This window comes from Dyella sp. OK584 (assembly GCF_057787755.1).
Genome location: NZ_CM173542.1, coordinates 2,869,941 through 2,888,757, shown reverse-complemented (window position 1 = coordinate 2,888,757; position 18,817 = coordinate 2,869,941). Strand labels below are relative to the sequence as shown.

Below are 18,817 nucleotides of genomic sequence, written 5' to 3'. Positions count from 1 at the left end.
GGCTACCTCATGCCTCTAGCTGTTCGTAAAGTGCGAGCCACTCGCCTTCCAGCGTTTCCTTCTCACGCCGCAATTCGGTCTGGCGCTGTCCCAGACGCATCATTTCCGCGGTGGAGTCGTTATAGATCGCAGGATCGGCAAGTTTCGATTCCAGCGTTACCAGCTCGCTCTCGATAGTCGCTACACGCGTCTCGATCTTCTTGACGCGCTGACGCGCTGCTTTTTCGTTATCGCGCTGCGCCGCTACGCGACGGCGGCGCTCATCCGGCGATTCCACCGGCACTACCGGCTTGGCTTCGGCCGCCAATTTCTTGGCCTTCTTGTTCGCACCACTGCGGCTGCGCAGCCACCGCGCGTAGTCGTCCAGGTCACCATCGAAACTTTCGACAACACCGTCGGCCACGCGCCAGAAGCTGTCGCAAACCAGGCCCAGCAGGTGGCGATCATGCGACACGAGCACCAGCGCACCGTCGAAATCGGCCAATGCATCAGCCAGCGCCTCGCGCATGTCGAGGTCCAGATGGTTGGTAGGCTCGTCGAGCAGCAGCAGGTTGGGTTTGTCCCACGCGATCAGCGCCAGCGCGAGACGCGCACGTTCGCCGCCGGAGAATCCATCAACGGATTCGAATGCGCGATCGCCCGCGAAATTCCAGGTACCCAGAAAATCGCGAATCGCCTGCGCCCCGACACCCGGTGCCTTGTCCTGCAGGTGCTCAAATGGCGAGGCACCTTCGCGCAGGCTTTCAACGGTGTGCTGGGCGAAGTAACCGATCTTCAGATCCTTGTGCGCCTTGCGTTCGCCGCCCAGCGGGTCGAGCTCACCTACCAGAGTCCTCACCAGCGTGGACTTACCGGCGCCGTTGGGGCCCAGCAGGCCTAGCCGTTCGCCCGCTTCGAGACGAAAGCGCACGTCGTGCAGGATCTTCGTGGGCGGCTCGTCGCCCTCGCCCGGATAACCGGCCGTCACTTCTTCCAACTGCAGCATGGAATCAGGCAACCGATCCGGCACGCCAAACTGGAAGCGGAACTGCCTTTCTGCACGTACGGCTTCCGTGCCGGCCAGCTTCTCCAATCGCTTTACACGCGACTGCGCTTGCTTGGCCTTGCTTGCCTTGGCCTTGAAGCGATCCACGAACGATTGCAGATGCGCACGCTCGGCCTGCTCGCGCTCATGTGCGATCTGCTGCTGGCGCAGCTGTTCGGCGCGCAGGCGCTCGAACGCACTGTAGTTGCCGGTGTAGAGCTTGGCGCCACCATCGTTGAGATGCAGTGTGTGGGTGATGACGCCATCGAGGAACTCACGATCGTGCGAGATCACCAGCAGCGTGCCCTGGTAGCGGCGCAGCCATTCTTCCAGCCATAGCACGGCATCCAGGTCGAGATGGTTGGTCGGCTCGTCGAGCAGCAGCAGCTCCGACGGCGACATCAGCGCCCGCGCCAGATTCAAGCGCACACGCCAGCCACCGGAAAATTCCTTCACCGGCGTCTCATGCGTTTCCGGAGCAAAGCCCAGGCCATGCAGCAGGCGACCCGCGCGGGCACGCGCGTCATAACCGTTCAGTTCCTCGATGCGATGGTGTGCCTTGGCCATCGCCTCGGTATCGCCACGCGCGTCGGCGTCCAGCTCGTCACGCAGGGCGGCAGCCAGCTCCTCATCGCCTCCCATCACGTATTCGATGGCGGGGTCCGGCAGCGCGGGGGTTTCCTGCGCCACCGAGGCCATACGCAGCTTCGCTGGCAGGTCCAGGTCGCCGGCATCGGCGTCCACCTTGCCCTGCAGGGCCGCGAACAGGCTGGATTTGCCGCAGCCGTTGCGGCCCACCACACCCAGGCGCCAACCGCTCTGGATCACCAGGTCGATGTCGGATAGCAGCAGCCGGCTGCCTCGGCGTAGGGCGAAATGACGAAAGGAAATCATGGCTAAAGAGCTTATCCGGACCGGGCGTGCTGCCGCCCGCAGCCGGCCATGATAGCGGTCCTCGGGGCTTGATCACGGTTTCTAATGCCCACCCCATCGCATTCGCCGCAGATTCACGTGGATTGCCCCCAGCAGTTCTGTTACAACAACGCGGCAACGCCTTGCGCGGAGAGGGGACCCGTGAACAAGTACGGAATCAGCAAGTTCGGCATCAGCCTGTCCATGATCGTGCTGCTGGCAGCCGCCGGCGCATCCGCGCCCGCTCCGGCTCACGCGGAAGACGTGCTCATCAATCGCGTACAGCAGGAACAAGGCATGGATCTGCCTACGCGAGGCATGAGCATGGACCAGGTCGAAAAGAAATACGGCGCCCCACAGCGCAAGCTCAACCCGCGCGGTGGCGATAGCACCAAGCATCCGGTGATCAATCGCTGGGATTACGCCAATTTCATCGTGTACTTCGAACAGAGCCACGTGATCCATTCCGTGCTCAACACACCAGCCGGCAACAACACCAACCCGGCGTCGGTCAACTGATCGATTGAACACCCGACAACGCGGCCCGTGGCAACACGGGCCGCGTTGTCGTTTCCGTGCTGTCATGGCGCATCGTTTACACTTCGCAACTTTCGCAGCCTGCCCACGGCGGCCGCTGCCATCCTCGATGCAAGAGACTCTCTAACGATGACTGACCCTAGCCTGCGCTTACCGGCGGAATGGGAGCCGCAATCGGCCGTACTTATCGCCTGGCCGCACGCCGACACCGACTGGGCCGACCGACTGGCGGATGTGGAGACCACCTACGTGGCACTGGCCGCCGCCGTCACCCGCTTCCAGCCGCTGATCATCGTGGTGGCCAGCAACGAGCTGCGCCTGCGCGCGCAGGCACTGCTTACCGGCGAGGGCGTCGATCTTTCCATGATCCGTTTCGTCGAACTCCCGTATGACGACACCTGGCTGCGCGACTCGGGGCCGATCTCGCTCAAGACCGATGACGGCAGCTTCCAGCTCACCGATTTCCGCTTCACGGGCTGGGGTGGCAAGTTCGGCGCCGAGCAGGACGACGCACTGATCGCCGGCCTGGTCCATGAGGGTGTGTTCGGCAAGGCCGCACACAAGCGCATTGATTGGGCGCTGGAAGGCGGTGGCATCGAGAGTGACGGCGTGGGCACTGTGCTGACCACGTGGCGCTGCCTGGTCCAGCGTCATCCCGAGCAATCGCGCGAGGAGATGAGTGCGATCCTCAGCAACAGCCTGCACGCCAAGCGTGTGCTGTGGCTGGATTACGGCTATCTCGAAGGCGATGATACTGATGCGCATATCGACACGCTGGCGCGCTTCGCGCCCGGCGACCGCATTGTCTATCAGGCCTGTGACGATGCCAGCGATCCGCACTACGGCGAACTCAAGCGCATGGGCGAGGAACTGGCCGCATTGCGTACACCCGATGGCCGTCCGTACCAGCTTTATCCCCTGCCCTGGGCACGGCCGATTGTGGACGAAGGCCGCAGGCTCGCGGCGTCCTATGCAAACTACCTGATCGTCAACGGCGCCGTACTGGTGCCCGCTTATGGCGATACGGTTGATGACGAGGCCGCACGCATCATCGGCGAGGCCCATCCGGGCCGCGAAATCGTGCAGGTGCCCTGCCGCCCGCTGATCTGGCAGAACGGCAGCCTGCACTGCATCACCATGCAATTGCCGGCCGGTATCGTCTGAACCACAGTGCCCTGTTGCGACATCGCCGGTCATGGCGATGTCGTTGCGCATCGCAAGACTGATTGCCACCAACTACGGCGCCATGGGTTCTCTGTGTGCCGACAGGTTGCGCATGATTTGCGCAATGTCATCGCAACCGGGACCACTATGTTCGACCCGACCGTCGAACACGCGTCGGCTGCCTTTTTCATCGATCCATGTCACGCATAGGGTGTGATCGCGCACATAGCCCGTGATGGCCCGATCGAAGGCAACGGATTCAATCCGGGGGCGTACCGCCGCTATATACGTCACCGTGATGCCCTGCATCGCAACTCGCTGTGAACTGGTCTTGAGTAGCACATCTGTTCTCAACGAATTGTCCGTCGTAGCCGCGAAACCAGAATGCGTTGCTTGCACCTGGCGTCGCGCAGGCCTGATCGGTGAACTCCGGATACTCCTGCATGGCATGGCCAATGCATTTTCCCAGGCTCCAACCCAAGCGGGCACGGAGTAAGAGGCTGACGTCCTCTGGCCCCACATCGCGAGCAATACCCGGCCCCAACCCCGGATATCGCACACCTTCCCAAGCGGCCGAGTCCGGCTCCTCCTCGGATTCTTGTGGCCACAGCTGCCCCGGCGGCGAGTTCTTGAGTAAACGGGGAAATAGAAACCAGGCGTCGATAGTGACGGCGTGGCCATCAGCCGTGACACCGCGGCCTCTGATGTGGCTAAGAAACGGCAACGCCCGATCCGGGTAGACCTCGGAGGAGGCTTTGCTGCAGCCGGCAATAATCAAGGTAAAGAAGAGCAGCACTGCAGCTCGAACAACCATCCGGCGTCCCCATATGACAGCCAATCCATTGATAAAGCGGCACCGAACGCATATGCACCCACTCCGGCGATTCGCATCCGTTAAACTGTCCGATCTGTCTCGACAGACAGTTCATGTTGAGGAATTACGCTCATGACCCGCAAGACCCTCAAAGTCGCCCTGCTGCAGGAAACTGACCGCGGCAGCCGCGACGCCAACCTCGATGCCATCGAAGCGGGCCTGCGCGAGGCCGCTGCCAAGGGCGTTGAACTGGTGCTGCTGCAGGAGCTGCATAACGGCCCGTATTTCTGCCAGCGCGAGTCGGTGGATGAGTTCGATCTGGCTGAGACCATTCCCGGCCACAGCACCGCGCGCATCGGCAAGCTGGCGGAGGAACTCAAGCTGGTGATCATCGCCTCCCTGTTCGAGAAGCGTGCCACTGGGCTGTATCACAACACCGCGGTGGTGTTCGATCGTTCCGCGGCGATCGCCGGCAAGTATCGCAAGATGCACATCCCTGACGACCCGGCGTTCTACGAGAAGTTCTACTTCACGCCGGGCGACCTGGGCTTCGATCCCATCGACACCTCGGTGGGCCGCCTCGGCGTGCTGGTGTGCTGGGACCAGTGGTATCCGGAAGCCGCCCGCCTGATGGCGCTGGCTGGCGCCGATCTGCTGCTGTATCCCACAGCCATTGGCTGGGATCCGAAGGATGATCAGGCCGAAAAGGACCGCCAGCGCGAGGCCTGGGTAACCGTGCAGCGCGGCCATGCGGTGGCCAATGGCCTGCCGCTGCTGTCGTGCAACCGCACCGGTTTCGAGGCCGATGTCGCCGGCGTGGGCAACGGTATCCAGTTCTGGGGCACCAGCTTCGTCGCCGGGCCCCAGGGCGAATTCCTGGCGCAGGCCGGCACGGATGGTCGCGAACTGCTGGTTGTCGAGGTGGACATGGCGCGCAGCGAACATGTGCGCCGCATCTGGCCTTTCCTGCGTGATCGTCGCATCGATGCGTACGGCGATTTGCTCAAGCGCTTTCGCGACTGACACCCATGACTTCCGCCTGCGCGGCTTGTGCCGCGCCCCGGCCATCCCCATGCAGAATCCTGACCCTGCCACATCGACGCCACGCATGACCCTGACTGATATCGCCGATTCCCTGCCGCCCGTGCTGCGCGACCAGCCCATCGAACGCGTCACGCGCGACGGCGTGAAGTATGTGGTGTTGGGCACAGCACACGTCTCGCGCACCAGCGTGGAAGCGGTGGAGGCACTGCTGGCGCACGAGCACTTCGATGCCGTCGCGGTGGAATTGTGCGATAGCCGTGCCCAGGGCATGCGCGATCCCGATGCGTTCAAGCAGATGGATCTGTTCCAGGTGATCCGCCAGGGCAAGGCCGGCATGGTCGCCGCCAGCCTCGTGCTCTCATCGTTCCAGAAGCGCCTTGCCGAGCAGTACGGCATCCAGCCGGGCGCCGAAATGAAGGCTGCGATGGATGGTGCCGAGCAGCGCGCGGTGCCGGTGTGGCTGGTCGATCGTGAAGTCGGCATCACGCTGCGACGCGCCTGGCATGGCGTGGGCTTCTGGCAGCGTTTCGGCCTGCTCGGTGGCCTGATTGCCAGCGTGTTCGAGCGCCAGGCGATCGAAGAAACCGAGATCGAAAAGCTCAAGCAAGGCGACATGCTGGAGAGCGCATTCGGTGAATTTGCCGCCAACTCCGCTCCGCTCTATCGCAGCCTGATCGCCGAGCGCGACGCCTACATGGGGGCGCGCCTGCGTGAGCAAGCAGCGCAGGCCAGCTTCGGCGAAGGTCGCCGCGTGCTGGTGGTAATCGGCGCAGGTCACCTCAAGGGTTTGTGCGAAAAGCTGCGTACGCAGCAGGGCGACCCAACCGCCGAAGCGGCGGTGCTCGCCGCCGCGCCACCGAAGGCGCGCTGGCCCAAGTGGGTGGCCGTTGTGCTGGTGCTGGCAGTGTTCGCCGCTATCGCTTTCGCTTTCCATCGCAATACGTCGTTGGGTACAGCGGCCCTGCGCGACTGGATTCTATTTACCGGCGGCTTTGCAGCGGTGGGGGCGATCATCGCCGGGGGCCATCCGCTGAGCGTGCTCGCCGCTTTCGTCGCCGCACCGATCAAGCCATTCCGTCCAGGCATACCGTCTGGCGGTATCAGCGCGATGGTGGAAGCCTGGGTACGGCGACCGCGTGTGGCCGACTTCGAAACACTGCGTGACGACATCGGCCACTGGCGCGGCTGGTGGTCCAACCGCGTCGCCCGCACCCTGCTCAACTTCTTCCTGGTGAGCTTCGGCACCATTATCGGCGAGTACACCGCCGGTATTCATATCTTCAAGAGCTTGTTCTAAGTGGTATCGGGCTCTTTCTATGACGGAAAGGCCCGAAGGCGCTGGATCCCAGCGTTCGCTGGGATGACGAGCCGTCGGGGATCGTGAACCGGCTCGGGCTCACGTTGCCAGTCATTTGCGGCAACCCTTGCAACATTGATCCTTAAGTCACGTCATCCCAGCGAGCGCTGGGATCCAGCGCCTTACCACCCATGCACGCTGAGAGTCGGGGGATCATGCCCCCCACATCATCAGGGCGAGCTGAGTGCCTGATGCAGTACATCGAGCAGCTGCTCGTTGCTGTCCAACCCGTGCTCCCAATACATCACCCCGCCCAGACCCTTCGCCTTCACGAAGGCAGCCTTCGCGCGCAGCGACTGTGGGTCCTCATAGCTGATGAAGGTCCGCGTCTTGGCATTCCACAAATACGGCGCCTGCGCCTGCGCATCCCAGTGACGCACATAACCATTCTTGTCGATGTCCTCGGCCACCAGCTCGCGCCATGACGGGTCGCCCACGTATTTGGCGTACTTTTGCTGCAAGCCGTCATGTGCGGGATCGACACCGGTGAAGGCACGCCCATAGAACGCCGCGCCCAGGTTGAGCTTCTTCGCAGGCACGCCGGCTGCCAGAAACTGCTCCACCGCCTTGTCACCCGCACGGTCATCCACTGGCGCCACCGCCGATAGATGCAGGCCCGCGTGATGACCCGTGGTGGGCGTGAGGCTATTGTGGAAGTCGTAAGTCATAAGGTTGATCCAGTCGAGCGAGCGCGACACACGCTCAGGCTCGATGCCCGCAACAAACTCGCTGTCCGCTGCCGCGATAGTCAACACGTAGTGACGCCCGGCGTGCGCCGCACCGAGCTTGTCGAGGCGAGAGCGCAGGGTTTCCAGCAGCAGGCTGAAGTTGCGCTTGTCCTCGGGCCGGTGGCTGATACCTGCACCGGCCAGCGTTGGATACTCCCAATCGAGATCGATACCGTCGACGTCATGCTTCTCGATCAACGCCACCACGCTGTCGGCCATGCGCAGGCGCGTGGCCTCGGAGAGCGCCACGTCGGAAAAATAGTCCGCGCCCCAGCCGCCGATCGACACGATGACCTTGAGATTGGGGCGGGTCTTGCGCAGGCCCACGAGGGTGGCCAGCGTCTGGTCCACGATGGGGCTGGGGAAAATGACGTTACCCTTTGGATCGAGCTGGGCGAACGCGTAGTTGATGACATTCAGCTTATCCGCGCTCACATGGGGCAGCGGCGCGGCGTCCATGACATAGCCCACGATGCGGTAATCTGTCGCAGGGGGCGATGCCCAGGCGGCGGTCGTACACAAAGCGAGCCCAAAAATCAGCGCCTGCCGCATCACGGCGGACATTCCGCATCGGCCTTTCGCCTTCATTCCAAGCCTCCCTGTCATGCCATTCCCCTGTTTGGTTGATGGCGTGGCCAGGCTCTGCACAAACGCCGGTGACTATTCTGGAGCCTCGCATTGATAAGAATCAGTGGCTTGCGACATGTTGTCCGTTCGTGAACGCAACCACTATACTTTCGCGACTTTTCACCATGTACCAGCCGGAATCGTGGGGACGATCTTGATGACTCGACTGCAATTGCTTGGCCTGACCGTGGCCGCAGCTTTCTTCGCCACTGCCAGCGTGCACGCCGAGGGCGACAAGGCTGCCGGACGCAAGTTGATCTACACGTGCAACGGCTGCCATGGTGTACCTGGTTACTCCAATGCGTATCCGAACTACCCAGTGCCGCGCATCGCCGGCCAGAATCAGCAATACATCGTCAATGCGCTGCACGGCTACAAGAGTGGTGAGCGCAGCCATCCGACGATGACGGCACAGGCGCAGAGTTTGTCCGACAAGGACATCGAAGACATTGCCGCCTACCTCTCCAGCCTCGCCAAGTAAGCCAAGGACCATGATCCGCATGAAACGTGCACTTATCCTGCTTTCATTCGGCGCCGTCCTGGCGTTCGCCTCCGCCCAGCTGCTGGCCGCCGAAAGCATCGAGAACGGGAAGCAGAAGGCCGCTACCTGTTTTGCCTGCCACGGCACCGATGGCAACTCAGTCGACCCGCAATACCCGCGCCTGGCCGGCCAGTACAACATGTACATCCAGCAGGCCCTGCACGAGTACAAGAATGGTCAGCGCAACAACCCGATCATGAAGGGCTTCGTCGCCACGTTGTCCGAGCAGGACATCGAAGACGTCGCCGCCTACTTCTCGAGTCTGCCGACCAAGCTCGACACCGTGAACGGTCATATCCAGGGCGACAAGTAAGCATTCTTTCGCTTATGCACGCAAAAGGCCCGCTTCGAGCGGGCCTTTTCTTTTGGACGTCCAAAAGGCGACAGCTCAGCCGAGTGCCGACTGCCCTTCATGCTTTTTGTAGTACGGATTACTTCCACCAGTGTGATCGGTGGCGTCGCGCACCTCGGTGATCTCCGGCACGCGTTCGCGCAAGGTTTTCTCCACGCCGTGCTTCAGCGTGACATCCACCATGCCGCAACCATGGCAGCCACCGCCAAACTGCAGCACGACTACGCCGTTGGCATCTACTTCGAGCAAGCTCACGCGACCGCCATGCGAGGCGATTTTCGGATTGACTTCGGCTTCCAGCACATAGCGCACGCGCTCAATCAGGCCTGCCTCCTGCCCCGGAATCTCGCCCTTGATGCGCGGCGCACGGATATTGAGCTGGCCGCCCGTCGCGTTCGGCTCGAAATCGATGCTCGCGCCTTCCAGCCACGAGGCGCTGTCGCCATCCACGTGGAAATCGAAACCGTCACAAACGATGGTCCATTCCTGACCGGTCAACTCGTCCGGCTCGGCAAACTCCAACTCGCAGTTGGCCGCCGGCGTGCCCGGCGAAATCACGCGCACGCGGATGCTCAACCCGTCGATGCCCTGTTGGGAAAGCAGTTTCAGGAAGTGCTGCTGTGCGCGTTCTGAAATCTCGATCATGTCTACTCCAACTGAAATTCCGGCTCTGCCGGAAATACAGCACCATTTTAGTCCTATTTTGATGCCGCTGCCCGGTTTTGACTTTTACGCGCCGAGCTTCGACGCTTCCCTTCTTTCTTCCGTACGAGACGATTCGCCATGAGCCTCAGCCAACTCGCAAATCAGCACTGCACGCCCCGCAAGGGCAAGGAACACGCGCTGGATACGGCCAAGGTCACCGAACTGCTCGCTTTGCTGCCAGGCTGGCGTGTCACCGACAGCAGCATTGCCATCGTGAAGGACTTCAAGTTCCGCGACTTCCACCACACGCTGGGCTTCATCAATGCGGTGGGTTTCATGGCCAACCAGGAAGATCATCACCCCGACCTTGAAGCAGGCTACGGCCACTGCCAGGTGTTGTGGTCGACGCATGACGTGGGCGGCTTGTCGCTGAACGACTTCATCTGCGCCGCGCGCGTCGAGGCCTTGCTCGAGCGTTGAGCACGACACGCGCCACGCAGCGCCTTGTCGCCACGACCGGCTTCTTGCTGGCCGTGGCGGTGCTGCTTTGGCTCATGGCTGCCCTGTCGGCCTGGGTTACGCGCGGGCAACTGCTCCATCAGGCCCAACGCGATCTGACCTCGCTGTACGGCCAGCAGCCGCTATGGCAATGGCAATTGCGCGAACCCTCCGATCTCGTTGCCGGGCGCGTGTTTGGCGTGGCCGACTTGGCCTCCACCAAGGATGGACTTCAGGTGGTGAGCCGGGATGGCACTCCCTTCGAACTCGGCTTGCCGCTGAACGGCCCCGTGGATATGACGCATTGGCCACTGCTGCGGCTGCACCTTCGTAGTGGTGCGATCGGCTCACTGGGACTGAGCTATCAGGTCGATGAGCAGAGCGAGGCCTGCATCGCTGCGGAAGCTGCGCGACTCGCCCCTGAAGTCGAAGAGCTGTCGATCGATCTACGTACCGCAAAATGGCGAACATCGACAGGCGAAACCTGCGAGCCACCGGGTGTGGTCTCGTACATGTTGCGATTGCAGCCACGACTGCCGGCCCGGGCAACCTTGCAAATCAGCGACGCCGCGCTCGTCGCCATTCAACCCACACCACTACCCGCCCGCATCGGGGCGAACACAGCGGATATCCAACTGTCCGAGAGTTTCTCCGGTGATTTGAGGGGAACCCCCATCCGGCCGCTCGATCATGGCCACGATCCGGCCCCACTGGTGCGTCTGCCTGCCAGATCGTCCGCCGAACAGCTGCTCCATCTTCGCGACCAGATACGGCGTCGATGGCCTGGGGCAGTGATTGCGCCATTTGGCGAGCCGCTTACCGCCACCGCAATAAACACCATGCCGCGATGGCTCGACTGGGGCGTTTGCGCGCTTTACCTGATCTGGCTGCTATTTCTCAGCTTGCGCCAGCGGCCGGGCGTCATTCGACCCTGGATCGAAGTGGCGGCCATCGCCGCCGGCCCGTTGTGGCTGATAGCGGGGCTGCGCTGGGGACCACAGGTATCGGTGCCTGGTGTCATGGCGTTCTTCGCCGCTCTGGTTTATGGCGGCACAGCGGAATGGCGGCGACGCCCGGTGTCGTGGTCATGGCTGGGCCGCCGCCCCGCAGATTGGCTCTGGCCTTTGGTGCCACTGCCGGTCGCCGCCGTCATGATGATGTTGGACGGGCATGGCCTGATCCATCTCGACCCAAGGCACATCCTGGCCTACTTTGGCTGGGCCCTGCTTCAACAGTGGGCCATGCTGGCCATCGTGATGGGCCGGCTACGGCACACCCATCTGCCGGCGCCCGCCGTCATTCTCATTACGGCCGGTCTGTTTGGCCTGCTCCACACACCCAACGGTTCATTGATGCAGCTATGCCTGCTGGCTGAGCTGTGGTGGGCGTGGTGCTTCATGCGTTCGCCCCGGCTGATACCCATTGCCGTTGCGCACGCCACCTGTGCGCTGCTGGTCGAAAGTGGCCTGGCTGGCCACTTCTTGCGCTCACTTGAGGTCAGTGCGCGCTTTTTCCTGTAGATATTCCTGCACGCGACGAATCCTTTTCCCTTTCACGGCAAGCACATCCAGGAATTCCTTCAGGTCATCCGGCAACGGTGCTGAAAAGCTGTACGCCCGCCCATCCAGCTCAAAGCTCATGTGGGATGCGTGCAGAAACATCCGCTGCAGCCCTAGATCCTTGAATTTCTTGTTCATTTCCTTGTCGCCGTACTTCGGATCACCCGCCAGTGGGTGACCGATATGGGCAGCGTGCACGCGAATCTGATGGGTACGCCCGGTGCCCAGCGTCGCCTGCATCAGACGGGCAGCCGGATACTGCTCCGCCTCCTGGAAAAAAGTGAGCGATGGCTTACCGTTATCGGACACTCTTACCATGCGTTCTCCGCCCTGGAGCACCGACTTGAGCAGCGGCGCGTTAACGCTGAACTTTGCTTTCGACGGATGCCCAACCATCAGGCAGAGGTATTGCTTGGTCACGCTGCCCTCGCGGATCGCCGCCTGCAGACCCGTCAAGCCGGCGCGGGTCTTGGCGAACACCAGCACGCCGCTGGTATCGCGGTCGAGTCGGTGCACCAGTTCCACATGCTCGGTCGGTCGGGCTGCGCGTAGCAACTCGATCGCGCCGTGGCTAACCCCGCTGCCGCCATGACTGGCGATACCGGCCGGCTTGTCGATCGCCAGGAAGTGTTTGTCCTCGAAAATAATCGACTCAGTCACTGCTGAGACCAAGCCTGGTGCAGGCCCCTTGGTGACTTCCTTCTCGGCGGTTCGTACGGGTGGGATACGCAGCGTATCGCCAGCCGCGAGACGCGTGTCCGGCTTCGCCCGCTTGCCATTCACCCTTACCTGCCCCGTACGCAGGAGGCGGTAGATCATGCTCTTGGGCACCCCCTTGAGGAGGGTCATGAGCGCATTATCGATACGCTGACCGTCCCTCTCCGGGCCAATCTCGACTTGACGCACACCGTGAGGTGCGTCGGGGGAAGTTGCCGTCTGCATTGAAAAAAACCTAGCGAAATAGGATACTCGGCCAGCGCCACGTCCCGTCCTGCCGAAGTTCGGAATGGAATCGGGGCGCCCGCCCGTGACGTCGGCGAGGATAGCGCCGGTCGCCTGTATGGCAGCCGGTCGCTGCTCCCTTTCATCGTAACGGTTTGGGTTGTCGTTTGTCCGGTTCCATGGGGTTCCGGGGCGACGGGCGCATTGCCACGAATCATCCCGGCACCGGAAACGGTACCGTCATGTTGCCGCTTAACCGCAGCGGCGCGATCCCCGGCAGGCCGCCGAAGTGACGGCGCCACCGCGGCACGCGACGCGCGGCAAGCTGAGGAAAAATTACAATGAAACGTATGCTGATCAACGCAACTCAGCGTGAAGAGTTGCGTGTGGCCATCGTCGATGGCCAGACCCTTTACGATCTCGACATCGAAATCCCTTCCCGCGAACAAAAAAAGGCCAATATCTACAAGGGCCGCATCACTCGCGTTGAACCCTCTCTCGAAGCCTGTTTCGTCGACTACGGCGCCGAACGCCACGGCTTTCTCCCGCTGAAGGAAATCGCCCGCGAGTACTTCACTCAGGGCCTGGATCCCAACAAGTCCAACATCCGTGACCTCCTCAAGGAAGGTCAGGAAGTGGTCGTGCAGGTGGAGAAGGAAGAGCGCGGCAACAAAGGCGCCGCCCTGACCACGTTCATCAGCCTGGCTGGCCGCTACATGGTGCTGATGCCCAACAACCCGAAGGCCGGGGGCGTCTCGCGCCGGATCGAGGGTGAGGATCGCCAGGCCCTCAAGGAAGCACTGGAACACCTCACGGTGCCCGACGATGTCGGCCTGATCGTGCGTACCGCCGGCATGGGCCGCGACGCCGAAGAGCTGCAGTGGGATCTCGACTACCTGTTGCAGTTGTGGCGGTCGATCTCCACCGCCGCAGGCTCCCAGAAGGCCCCGTTCCTGATCTACCAGGAATCGAAGCTGTTTATCCGCGCCCTGCGCGACTACCTGCGCAATGACATCGGCGAGATCCTCATCGACGAGGAGTCGCTGTACAACGACGCGCGTGAGTTCGTTCAGCAGGTCATGCCAACGGCCCTGCGCAAGCTCAAGCTGTACCGTGACGACACCCCACTGTTCTCGCGTTATCAGATCGAGACGCAGATCGAAAGCGCGTTCGACCGCCAGGTACGACTGCCGTCGGGTGGTTCCATCGTCATCGACCAGACCGAAGCGCTGACCGCGATCGACATCAACTCGTCGAAGGCGACCAAGGGCAGCGACATCGAGGAAACGGCGTTCAACACCAACTGCGAAGCAGCGGTGGAGATCGCCCGCCAACTGCGCATCCGCGACGCCGGCGGCCTGATTGTCATCGACTTCATCGACATGGACAGCCCCAAGCATCAGCGCGAGGTGGAAGAGCGCCTCAAGGACTCGCTGAAGGTGGACCGCGCCCGCGTGCAAATCGGTCGCATCTCGCGCTTTGGCCTGCTGGAGATGTCGCGCCAGCGCCTGCGCCCGAGCCTGGGCGAAGCCACCCAGATCGTTTGCCCGCGCTGCGAAGGCCATGGCCATATTCGTGGCGTGGAGTCCCTGGCGCTGTCGACGCTGCGACTGATCGAAGAGCACGCCATGAAGGACAACACCGGTCAGGTGCTGGTCCAGGCGCCGCCGACCGTTGCCAACTTCATGCTCAACGAGAAGCGCGCCAGCGTGGTTGAGATAGAGCTGCGCAACAAGGTGCACGTGGTGATCGTGGCCGACGACAAGCTCGAGACGCCGCACATCGAGATCCAGCGCATTCGCGAAGCGGACATGGGCGAGCACAGCAAGCCAAGCTACGAGCGTCTCACCGCGGTCGAGGCGTCCACGGTGCCGAAGATGGGCCAGATGCTGGGCAGCAGCGAACAGCCGGCTGTCAGTGGCATCGTGCCCTCCACCCCGGCTCCTGTCCGTGAGGAAGCCGACGCCCCCGCCCCGCAAATCCAGCCAGCGCGTCAACCCGCACCGACTCTTGCACCGAGCGGTGGTGTGATTTCGCGCCTGCTCGGCTGGTTCCGAGGAAGTGCGGCTCCTGTCGCGCCAACCCCGGCCGCCAAGACTGAAACCGCGCCTGCCAACACCCGTGGCAATCGCCGCGACGAGCGTGGTCGTCAGGCCCAGGGCGCGCAGCAGGGCAATCGCCAGCAGGCGCGCCGCGAGCAGCCTCAGCAGAAGGGCCAGAAGGGCCAGCAGCAGGCCAAGGGCAACCGCCAGCGCGGTAACGAACCATCGCAGCAGCGCCAGTCCCAGGAGGGGCAACCCACCAAGCAGCAGGAGCCGCGCCAGCAGCAAGCGAAGTCGGAGGCCACCCAGTCACAGAGTGAGCGCAAGCAGCCGCAACAGCAGCCCCGTCAGGAGCAGCGCCAACCCCGCCCTGCCCAGACTGCGCAGCCGGCCGCCGAGGCGGTCCAGCCTGTTCAAGCCGCGCAACCGATTGAACGCCTGGCGGCCAGCCTGCCCGCCGAAACGATCGAGGAGCCGACGACCGTCCAGCAGACGGTTGTTGATGCCGTGGTAACTGCCGAAGCCGCTAATTCCACGCCGGAAGCTGAGGGCGGCCAGTCGCGCCGTCGCCGTGGACGTCGTGGTGGCCGCCGCCGCCGCCGTCATGACGACGCTACGCAAGTTAACGATGAGCAGCCGCAGGATGCTGACGAACATCTCGATCTGGACGATGAGGATCGCAGCGAAGGGGCTTCGTCCGCTGGCGTACCCCATTCCGTGACGACAAGCATTATTGCCGTCGCTGCCAGTGCTGTAGCGACGCGCTCAATTGCCGAGCAAGGAGAGCAGTCAAGCCAGCCTGTGGCGGCGGAAACGTCTACACCTGCAAAGACGGAACGGGCTCCAGAGCACGTGCTGAGCGCTGTAGCACCCGCCTCTTTCAACCTGCCGACGCTGCCGCCCATTCCTGAGATGTCCGTGGCTGAAAGCGAAACGGAAGTCGTCAAGGTAGAGGCCACTGTCGCGTCGATTAGCCAAGCCGAATTCGTAGCGATTCATGACACGGCTGTGCTTGGTGACCAGGAAACGCCGGCACCTGCCTCGATGACTGCTGACGTCGCCGCCAGCACCACGCACGCACCGGAAAGCGACCAGGCCGCCGCCGAGCCCGTGCACGTTGCGGCCAGCACGACCATCGATTTCCGCGCGCATCTGGAGACGTCGCCGCAAGTGGAGTCCGCTTCGCCATTCGCGCCTCAGACAACCCCGGAACTCGTGGAAGTCCAACCTGAAGAACCGGAGGCAACGCAGTCCGCGACTCCTGTGATGCCGACTCAGGGTGACTTGCTTGCCCACACCGAGCATCCGGTGTCGCCGGCGGCTTCGCCTCTGGCCGAGGAAACGGCAGTCGATGAAAATGCCGACGCCGTAAAGAAAGACGCATCGCACGGTTGATGCCAGGCTTTCCTCACCCACAAAAAAAGCCGGACTCTCGTCCGGCTTTTTTTGTGGGCCCTGCTCGGCAATCCGCCGTTTTCAGTTGCCTACCTGATTGTTGTGCGTGTCGAGCAGCCCGTGGATAGTCATGAGATGCGCCAGGCTGATGACGTGGTCCACCTGCAGCTTCTCCATGAGACGCTGCTTGTAGGTGGAAACAGTCTTGGGGCTGAGATTTAGCTGCTCACCAATCATGGTGAGTGCTTTGCCACGCACTAGCATCATCGCCACTTCGAGTTCGCGGCTGGAAAGCGCGTCAAATGGCGAACCTTCGCCATCCAGCGTCGCCAACGCCAATTGCTGCGCTACGGCCGGTGCCAGGTAACGGCGGCCATAAGCCACCTGACGCACCGCTTCCAGCAGCTCGTCGGCGGTACAGCCCTTGGTGAGATAGCCCAACGCGCCCGCATCGAGAAGACGCTTAGGAAAACGAGCATCGTCCACTACGGTCACGATGATGATGTGGGTCGGAAGTTTGGAGCGCGCCACGCGCTCTGTCAGCTCAATGCCGCTCATGCCGGGCATATGCACGTCGACCAGCGCGATGTCGGGTGCCTTCGATCGGATGAGCCGCAGCCCTTCTTCCGCCGTCCCCGCCTCGCCACAGATTTGTACGTCCGGCTGCTGCTGCAGGATCATCCTGAATCCCGTGCGCACCAGTTCGTGATCGTCAATCAAGACTACCTTGATCACCAGACACCCTCCTTGGGTTGATGAGGCGAACATAGGCTGCGATACCGCTTTATGCAAGCGCTTGAAGGGCATCAGGAACGCATCATCCATGCCAGCCTACGGGATGGTGTGATGTTCCCTTACAACACGTTCCGGAGGCGTGCCTTTCCCTTTACTCCACACCTGTTGACCAGTTCCTCAGCTGCGCGCTATCGAGGTCGAAATCCTCAACCAGAACAGTCATGGAGCTACCAATGCCATCTGACCACTGCTGCTCCCCCGTGCGCCTGAGCACACCGCTGACGAGAGCACCGTAGGCAATCACGCAATCGCCCACGCGGATACCCACAACGTAGCCCTCGGGAAGCTCAGCCGCGACACGATCTTCGAAGGGGCCCAGGAATCTCACGACGCTCATGACTTTCCCCGGATGCTTCCAACGTCCTGAAAGCTCTTTGCAGCAGTGGTGCCCGGAGCGGGGGTCGAACCCGCATAGCCTTGCGGCTGAGGGATTTTAAGTCCCTTGCGTCTACCAGTTTCGCCATCCGGGCCTGTTGCGGAGGGCTGCGCATCCTAGCATGCGCCTTGGACTGCCCGCGGTGGGCGGCGGCCATAAAAAACCCGCCTAAGGGCGGGCTAGTTTTGGTGCGCAATGGAGGCCTGGGTCGGAATCGAACCGGCGTACGCGGCTTTGCAGGCCGCTGCATGACCACTCTGCCACCAGGCCATTGCGTGCAAATCGTAACGCGAAAAACGTCACCATTCGCCGAAAAAACAAAACCCCGGCAGTCCGAGGCTTTGCTGAAAACTGGAGCGGGAAACGAGACTCGAACTCGCGACCCCGACCTTGGCAAGGTCGTGCTCTACCAACTGAGCTATTCCCGCATCAGAGTCAGAAATAGTAACAGAACCGTGGCATTTGTGAAGAGCCTACCCTGGTTTTTTTCTGTTTGTGGCTTCACGCGAATGACCGCGCGCGACCGCCAACCCCGTGACTCACACGCGTACCGCGCCCGAGTTTTCACAGGTTCATCGCGGTCCCTGGATAACCTCACACATGAGCTTTTGGGCAACAGTCCGTTCGTCGGGGGATGACTGGTATCGGCGGCACTCTGCCCTATCTTTGCGGAAGGCCATTCTGGCGCAGCCAATTTTCTAGGAGTGCAACATGATCGAACGTCGACCTTTCGAAACCCTAGGTGGAGCCAATCATGGCTGGCTTGACGCCAAGCACCACTTTTCGTTTGCCAACTACTACGACGGCTCACGCATGGGCTGGGGTGCACTGCGTGTGTGGAATGACGACACCATCGCGCCGCAGACCGGATTTCCACCGCATCCCCATGGCGACATGGAGATCATCACGTATGTGCGCGAGGGCGCGATCACGCATCAGGATAACCTCGGCAACAAGGGGCGCACCGTGGCGGGCGACGTGCAGGTGATGAGCGCCGGCACCGGCATCACGCATGCCGAATACAACTTGGAATCGGGCACTACGCGCATCTTCCAGATCTGGATTATTCCCAACCAGCAGGGCAATCCACCATCGTGGGGAACCAAGCCATTCCCCGTGGGCGATCGGTCGGGCCGTTTCGTCGCACTGGCTAGCGGCTCCAAGGATGATGCCGATGCCCTGCCCTTGCGCACGGACGCTCGCGTACTCGGCGCCACGCTCAAGGCGGGAGAGAAGGCTGAATACGAACTCGGTCCTGATCGCTTCGCATACCTGGTGACGTCGAAGGGCAAGGTGGAAATCAACGGTGTGAAGCTCGATGAGCGCGATGGCGCGGCCATTCGCAATGAGCCGACATTCACCGTGACCGCGCTCGAAGATGCCGAGCTGGTATTGGTCGACGCATCACCTTGATCGATCGCTCGACCAAGGTGGGAGTGATCCACTGCGCACGGCTTGCTAACCT

17 protein-coding genes and 3 tRNA genes are annotated in these 18,817 nt (G+C 62.1%); 10 read left to right on the top strand and 10 right to left on the bottom strand.

The window, feature by feature from the left end; translation table 11 throughout:
• Positions 1 to 7: 7 nt before the first annotated feature.
• Entirely contained in the window at positions 8 to 1,918 is a 1,911-nt protein-coding gene (locus AC3CBN_RS12985; protein ID WP_488633427.1) for an ABC-F family ATP-binding cassette domain-containing protein, read from the bottom strand.
• Positions 1,919 to 2,113: 195 nt separating this feature from the next.
• On the opposite strand from AC3CBN_RS12985, the gene AC3CBN_RS12980 reads away from it, so the two are divergent.
• Both AC3CBN_RS12980 and AC3CBN_RS12975 read left to right on the top strand, forming a co-directional pair.
• Positions 2,114 to 2,455, top strand: a complete 342-nt coding sequence (locus AC3CBN_RS12980; RefSeq protein WP_488636730.1) for a hypothetical protein — start codon at positions 2,114 to 2,116, stop codon at positions 2,453 to 2,455.
• Positions 2,456 to 2,602: 147 nt separating this feature from the next.
• On the top strand, positions 2,603 to 3,637 hold the full coding sequence (locus AC3CBN_RS12975) for an agmatine deiminase family protein (protein ID WP_488633426.1): 1,035 nt from the start codon (positions 2,603 to 2,605) through the stop codon (positions 3,635 to 3,637).
• 259 nt (positions 3,638 to 3,896) lie between these two features.
• Here the strand turns inward: AC3CBN_RS12975 and AC3CBN_RS12970 are convergent, their stop codons facing one another.
• The gene (locus tag AC3CBN_RS12970; protein ID WP_488633425.1) at positions 3,897 to 4,451 is read right to left on the bottom strand and encodes a hypothetical protein; all 555 of its coding nucleotides are present in this window, start codon (positions 4,449 to 4,451) and stop codon (positions 3,897 to 3,899) included.
• Between the two features lie 132 nt (positions 4,452 to 4,583).
• On the opposite strand from AC3CBN_RS12970, the gene AC3CBN_RS12965 reads away from it, so the two are divergent.
• Both AC3CBN_RS12965 and AC3CBN_RS12960 read left to right on the top strand, forming a co-directional pair.
• Positions 4,584 to 5,474: a carbon-nitrogen hydrolase gene (locus AC3CBN_RS12965; RefSeq protein WP_488633424.1), complete on the top strand. Its 891-nt coding sequence runs from the start codon at positions 4,584 to 4,586 to the stop codon at positions 5,472 to 5,474.
• 85 nt (positions 5,475 to 5,559) lie between these two features.
• Positions 5,560 to 6,792, top strand: coding sequence for a TraB/GumN family protein (locus tag AC3CBN_RS12960; protein ID WP_488633423.1), 1,233 nt, complete (start codon positions 5,560 to 5,562; stop codon positions 6,790 to 6,792).
• 230 nt (positions 6,793 to 7,022) lie between these two features.
• Here the strand turns inward: AC3CBN_RS12960 and AC3CBN_RS12955 are convergent, their stop codons facing one another.
• Entirely contained in the window at positions 7,023 to 8,144 is a 1,122-nt protein-coding gene (locus AC3CBN_RS12955; protein ID WP_488633422.1) for a glycoside hydrolase family 18 protein, read from the bottom strand.
• A 220-nt stretch (positions 8,145 to 8,364) separates the two neighbouring features.
• Between AC3CBN_RS12955 and AC3CBN_RS12950 the strand changes: the two genes are divergently transcribed.
• Together AC3CBN_RS12950 and AC3CBN_RS12945 are read left to right on the top strand one after the other, a co-directional pair.
• Entirely contained in the window at positions 8,365 to 8,688 is a 324-nt protein-coding gene (locus AC3CBN_RS12950) for a c-type cytochrome (protein ID WP_488633421.1), read from the top strand.
• 19 nt (positions 8,689 to 8,707) lie between these two features.
• Positions 8,708 to 9,061, top strand: a complete 354-nt coding sequence (locus AC3CBN_RS12945) for a c-type cytochrome (RefSeq protein WP_488633420.1) — start codon at positions 8,708 to 8,710, stop codon at positions 9,059 to 9,061.
• A gap of 75 nt (positions 9,062 to 9,136) precedes the next feature.
• On the opposite strand, the gene AC3CBN_RS12940 is transcribed toward AC3CBN_RS12945, so the two are convergent.
• On the bottom strand, positions 9,137 to 9,745 hold the full coding sequence (locus tag AC3CBN_RS12940; RefSeq protein ID WP_488633419.1) for an NfuA family Fe-S biogenesis protein: 609 nt from the start codon (positions 9,743 to 9,745) through the stop codon (positions 9,137 to 9,139).
• A gap of 138 nt (positions 9,746 to 9,883) precedes the next feature.
• Between AC3CBN_RS12940 and AC3CBN_RS12935 the strand changes: the two genes are divergently transcribed.
• Together AC3CBN_RS12935 and AC3CBN_RS12930 are read left to right on the top strand one after the other, a co-directional pair.
• Positions 9,884 to 10,225 (top strand): 4a-hydroxytetrahydrobiopterin dehydratase, encoded by a 342-nt coding sequence (locus AC3CBN_RS12935; RefSeq protein ID WP_488633418.1) that lies wholly within the window; start codon positions 9,884 to 9,886, stop codon positions 10,223 to 10,225.
• Positions 10,222 to 11,763: a CPBP family glutamic-type intramembrane protease gene (locus AC3CBN_RS12930; RefSeq protein ID WP_488633417.1), complete on the top strand. Its 1,542-nt coding sequence runs from the start codon at positions 10,222 to 10,224 to the stop codon at positions 11,761 to 11,763. Before AC3CBN_RS12935 ends, AC3CBN_RS12930 begins: the two co-directional genes overlap by 4 nt.
• Here AC3CBN_RS12930 and AC3CBN_RS12925 read toward each other — a convergent pair.
• Complete coding sequence (locus AC3CBN_RS12925) at positions 11,731 to 12,651, bottom strand: RluA family pseudouridine synthase (RefSeq protein WP_488636729.1); 921 nt, start codon at positions 12,649 to 12,651, stop codon at positions 11,731 to 11,733. The two genes, AC3CBN_RS12930 and AC3CBN_RS12925, sit on opposite strands and share 33 nt — an antisense overlap.
• A 434-nt stretch (positions 12,652 to 13,085) precedes the next feature.
• Between AC3CBN_RS12925 and AC3CBN_RS12920 the strand changes: the two genes are divergently transcribed.
• A complete protein-coding gene (locus AC3CBN_RS12920; protein WP_488633416.1) occupies positions 13,086 to 16,181 on the top strand; it encodes an Rne/Rng family ribonuclease in 3,096 nt (1,031 codons plus the stop codon).
• Between the two features lie 81 nt (positions 16,182 to 16,262).
• Here the strand turns inward: AC3CBN_RS12920 and AC3CBN_RS12915 are convergent, their stop codons facing one another.
• The 5 genes from AC3CBN_RS12915 to AC3CBN_RS12895 form a co-directional block, all read right to left on the bottom strand.
• The gene (locus AC3CBN_RS12915; RefSeq protein WP_488636728.1) at positions 16,263 to 16,916 is read right to left on the bottom strand and encodes a response regulator; all 654 of its coding nucleotides are present in this window, start codon (positions 16,914 to 16,916) and stop codon (positions 16,263 to 16,265) included.
• Positions 16,917 to 17,067: 151 nt separating this feature from the next.
• Positions 17,068 to 17,313, bottom strand: a complete 246-nt coding sequence (locus tag AC3CBN_RS12910; RefSeq protein ID WP_488633415.1) for a hypothetical protein — start codon at positions 17,311 to 17,313, stop codon at positions 17,068 to 17,070.
• 46 nt (positions 17,314 to 17,359) lie between these two features.
• Positions 17,360 to 17,446, bottom strand: a tRNA-Leu gene (locus AC3CBN_RS12905).
• Positions 17,447 to 17,548: 102 nt separating this feature from the next.
• A tRNA-Cys gene (locus AC3CBN_RS12900) sits at positions 17,549 to 17,622 on the bottom strand.
• A gap of 82 nt (positions 17,623 to 17,704) precedes the next feature.
• Positions 17,705 to 17,780: transfer RNA gene (locus AC3CBN_RS12895), tRNA-Gly, on the bottom strand.
• A 283-nt stretch (positions 17,781 to 18,063) separates the two neighbouring features.
• Between AC3CBN_RS12895 and AC3CBN_RS12890 the strand changes: the two genes are divergently transcribed.
• On the top strand, positions 18,064 to 18,765 hold the full coding sequence (locus AC3CBN_RS12890; RefSeq protein WP_488633414.1) for a pirin family protein: 702 nt from the start codon (positions 18,064 to 18,066) through the stop codon (positions 18,763 to 18,765).
• The last annotated feature ends 52 nt before the right edge of the window (positions 18,766 to 18,817 follow it).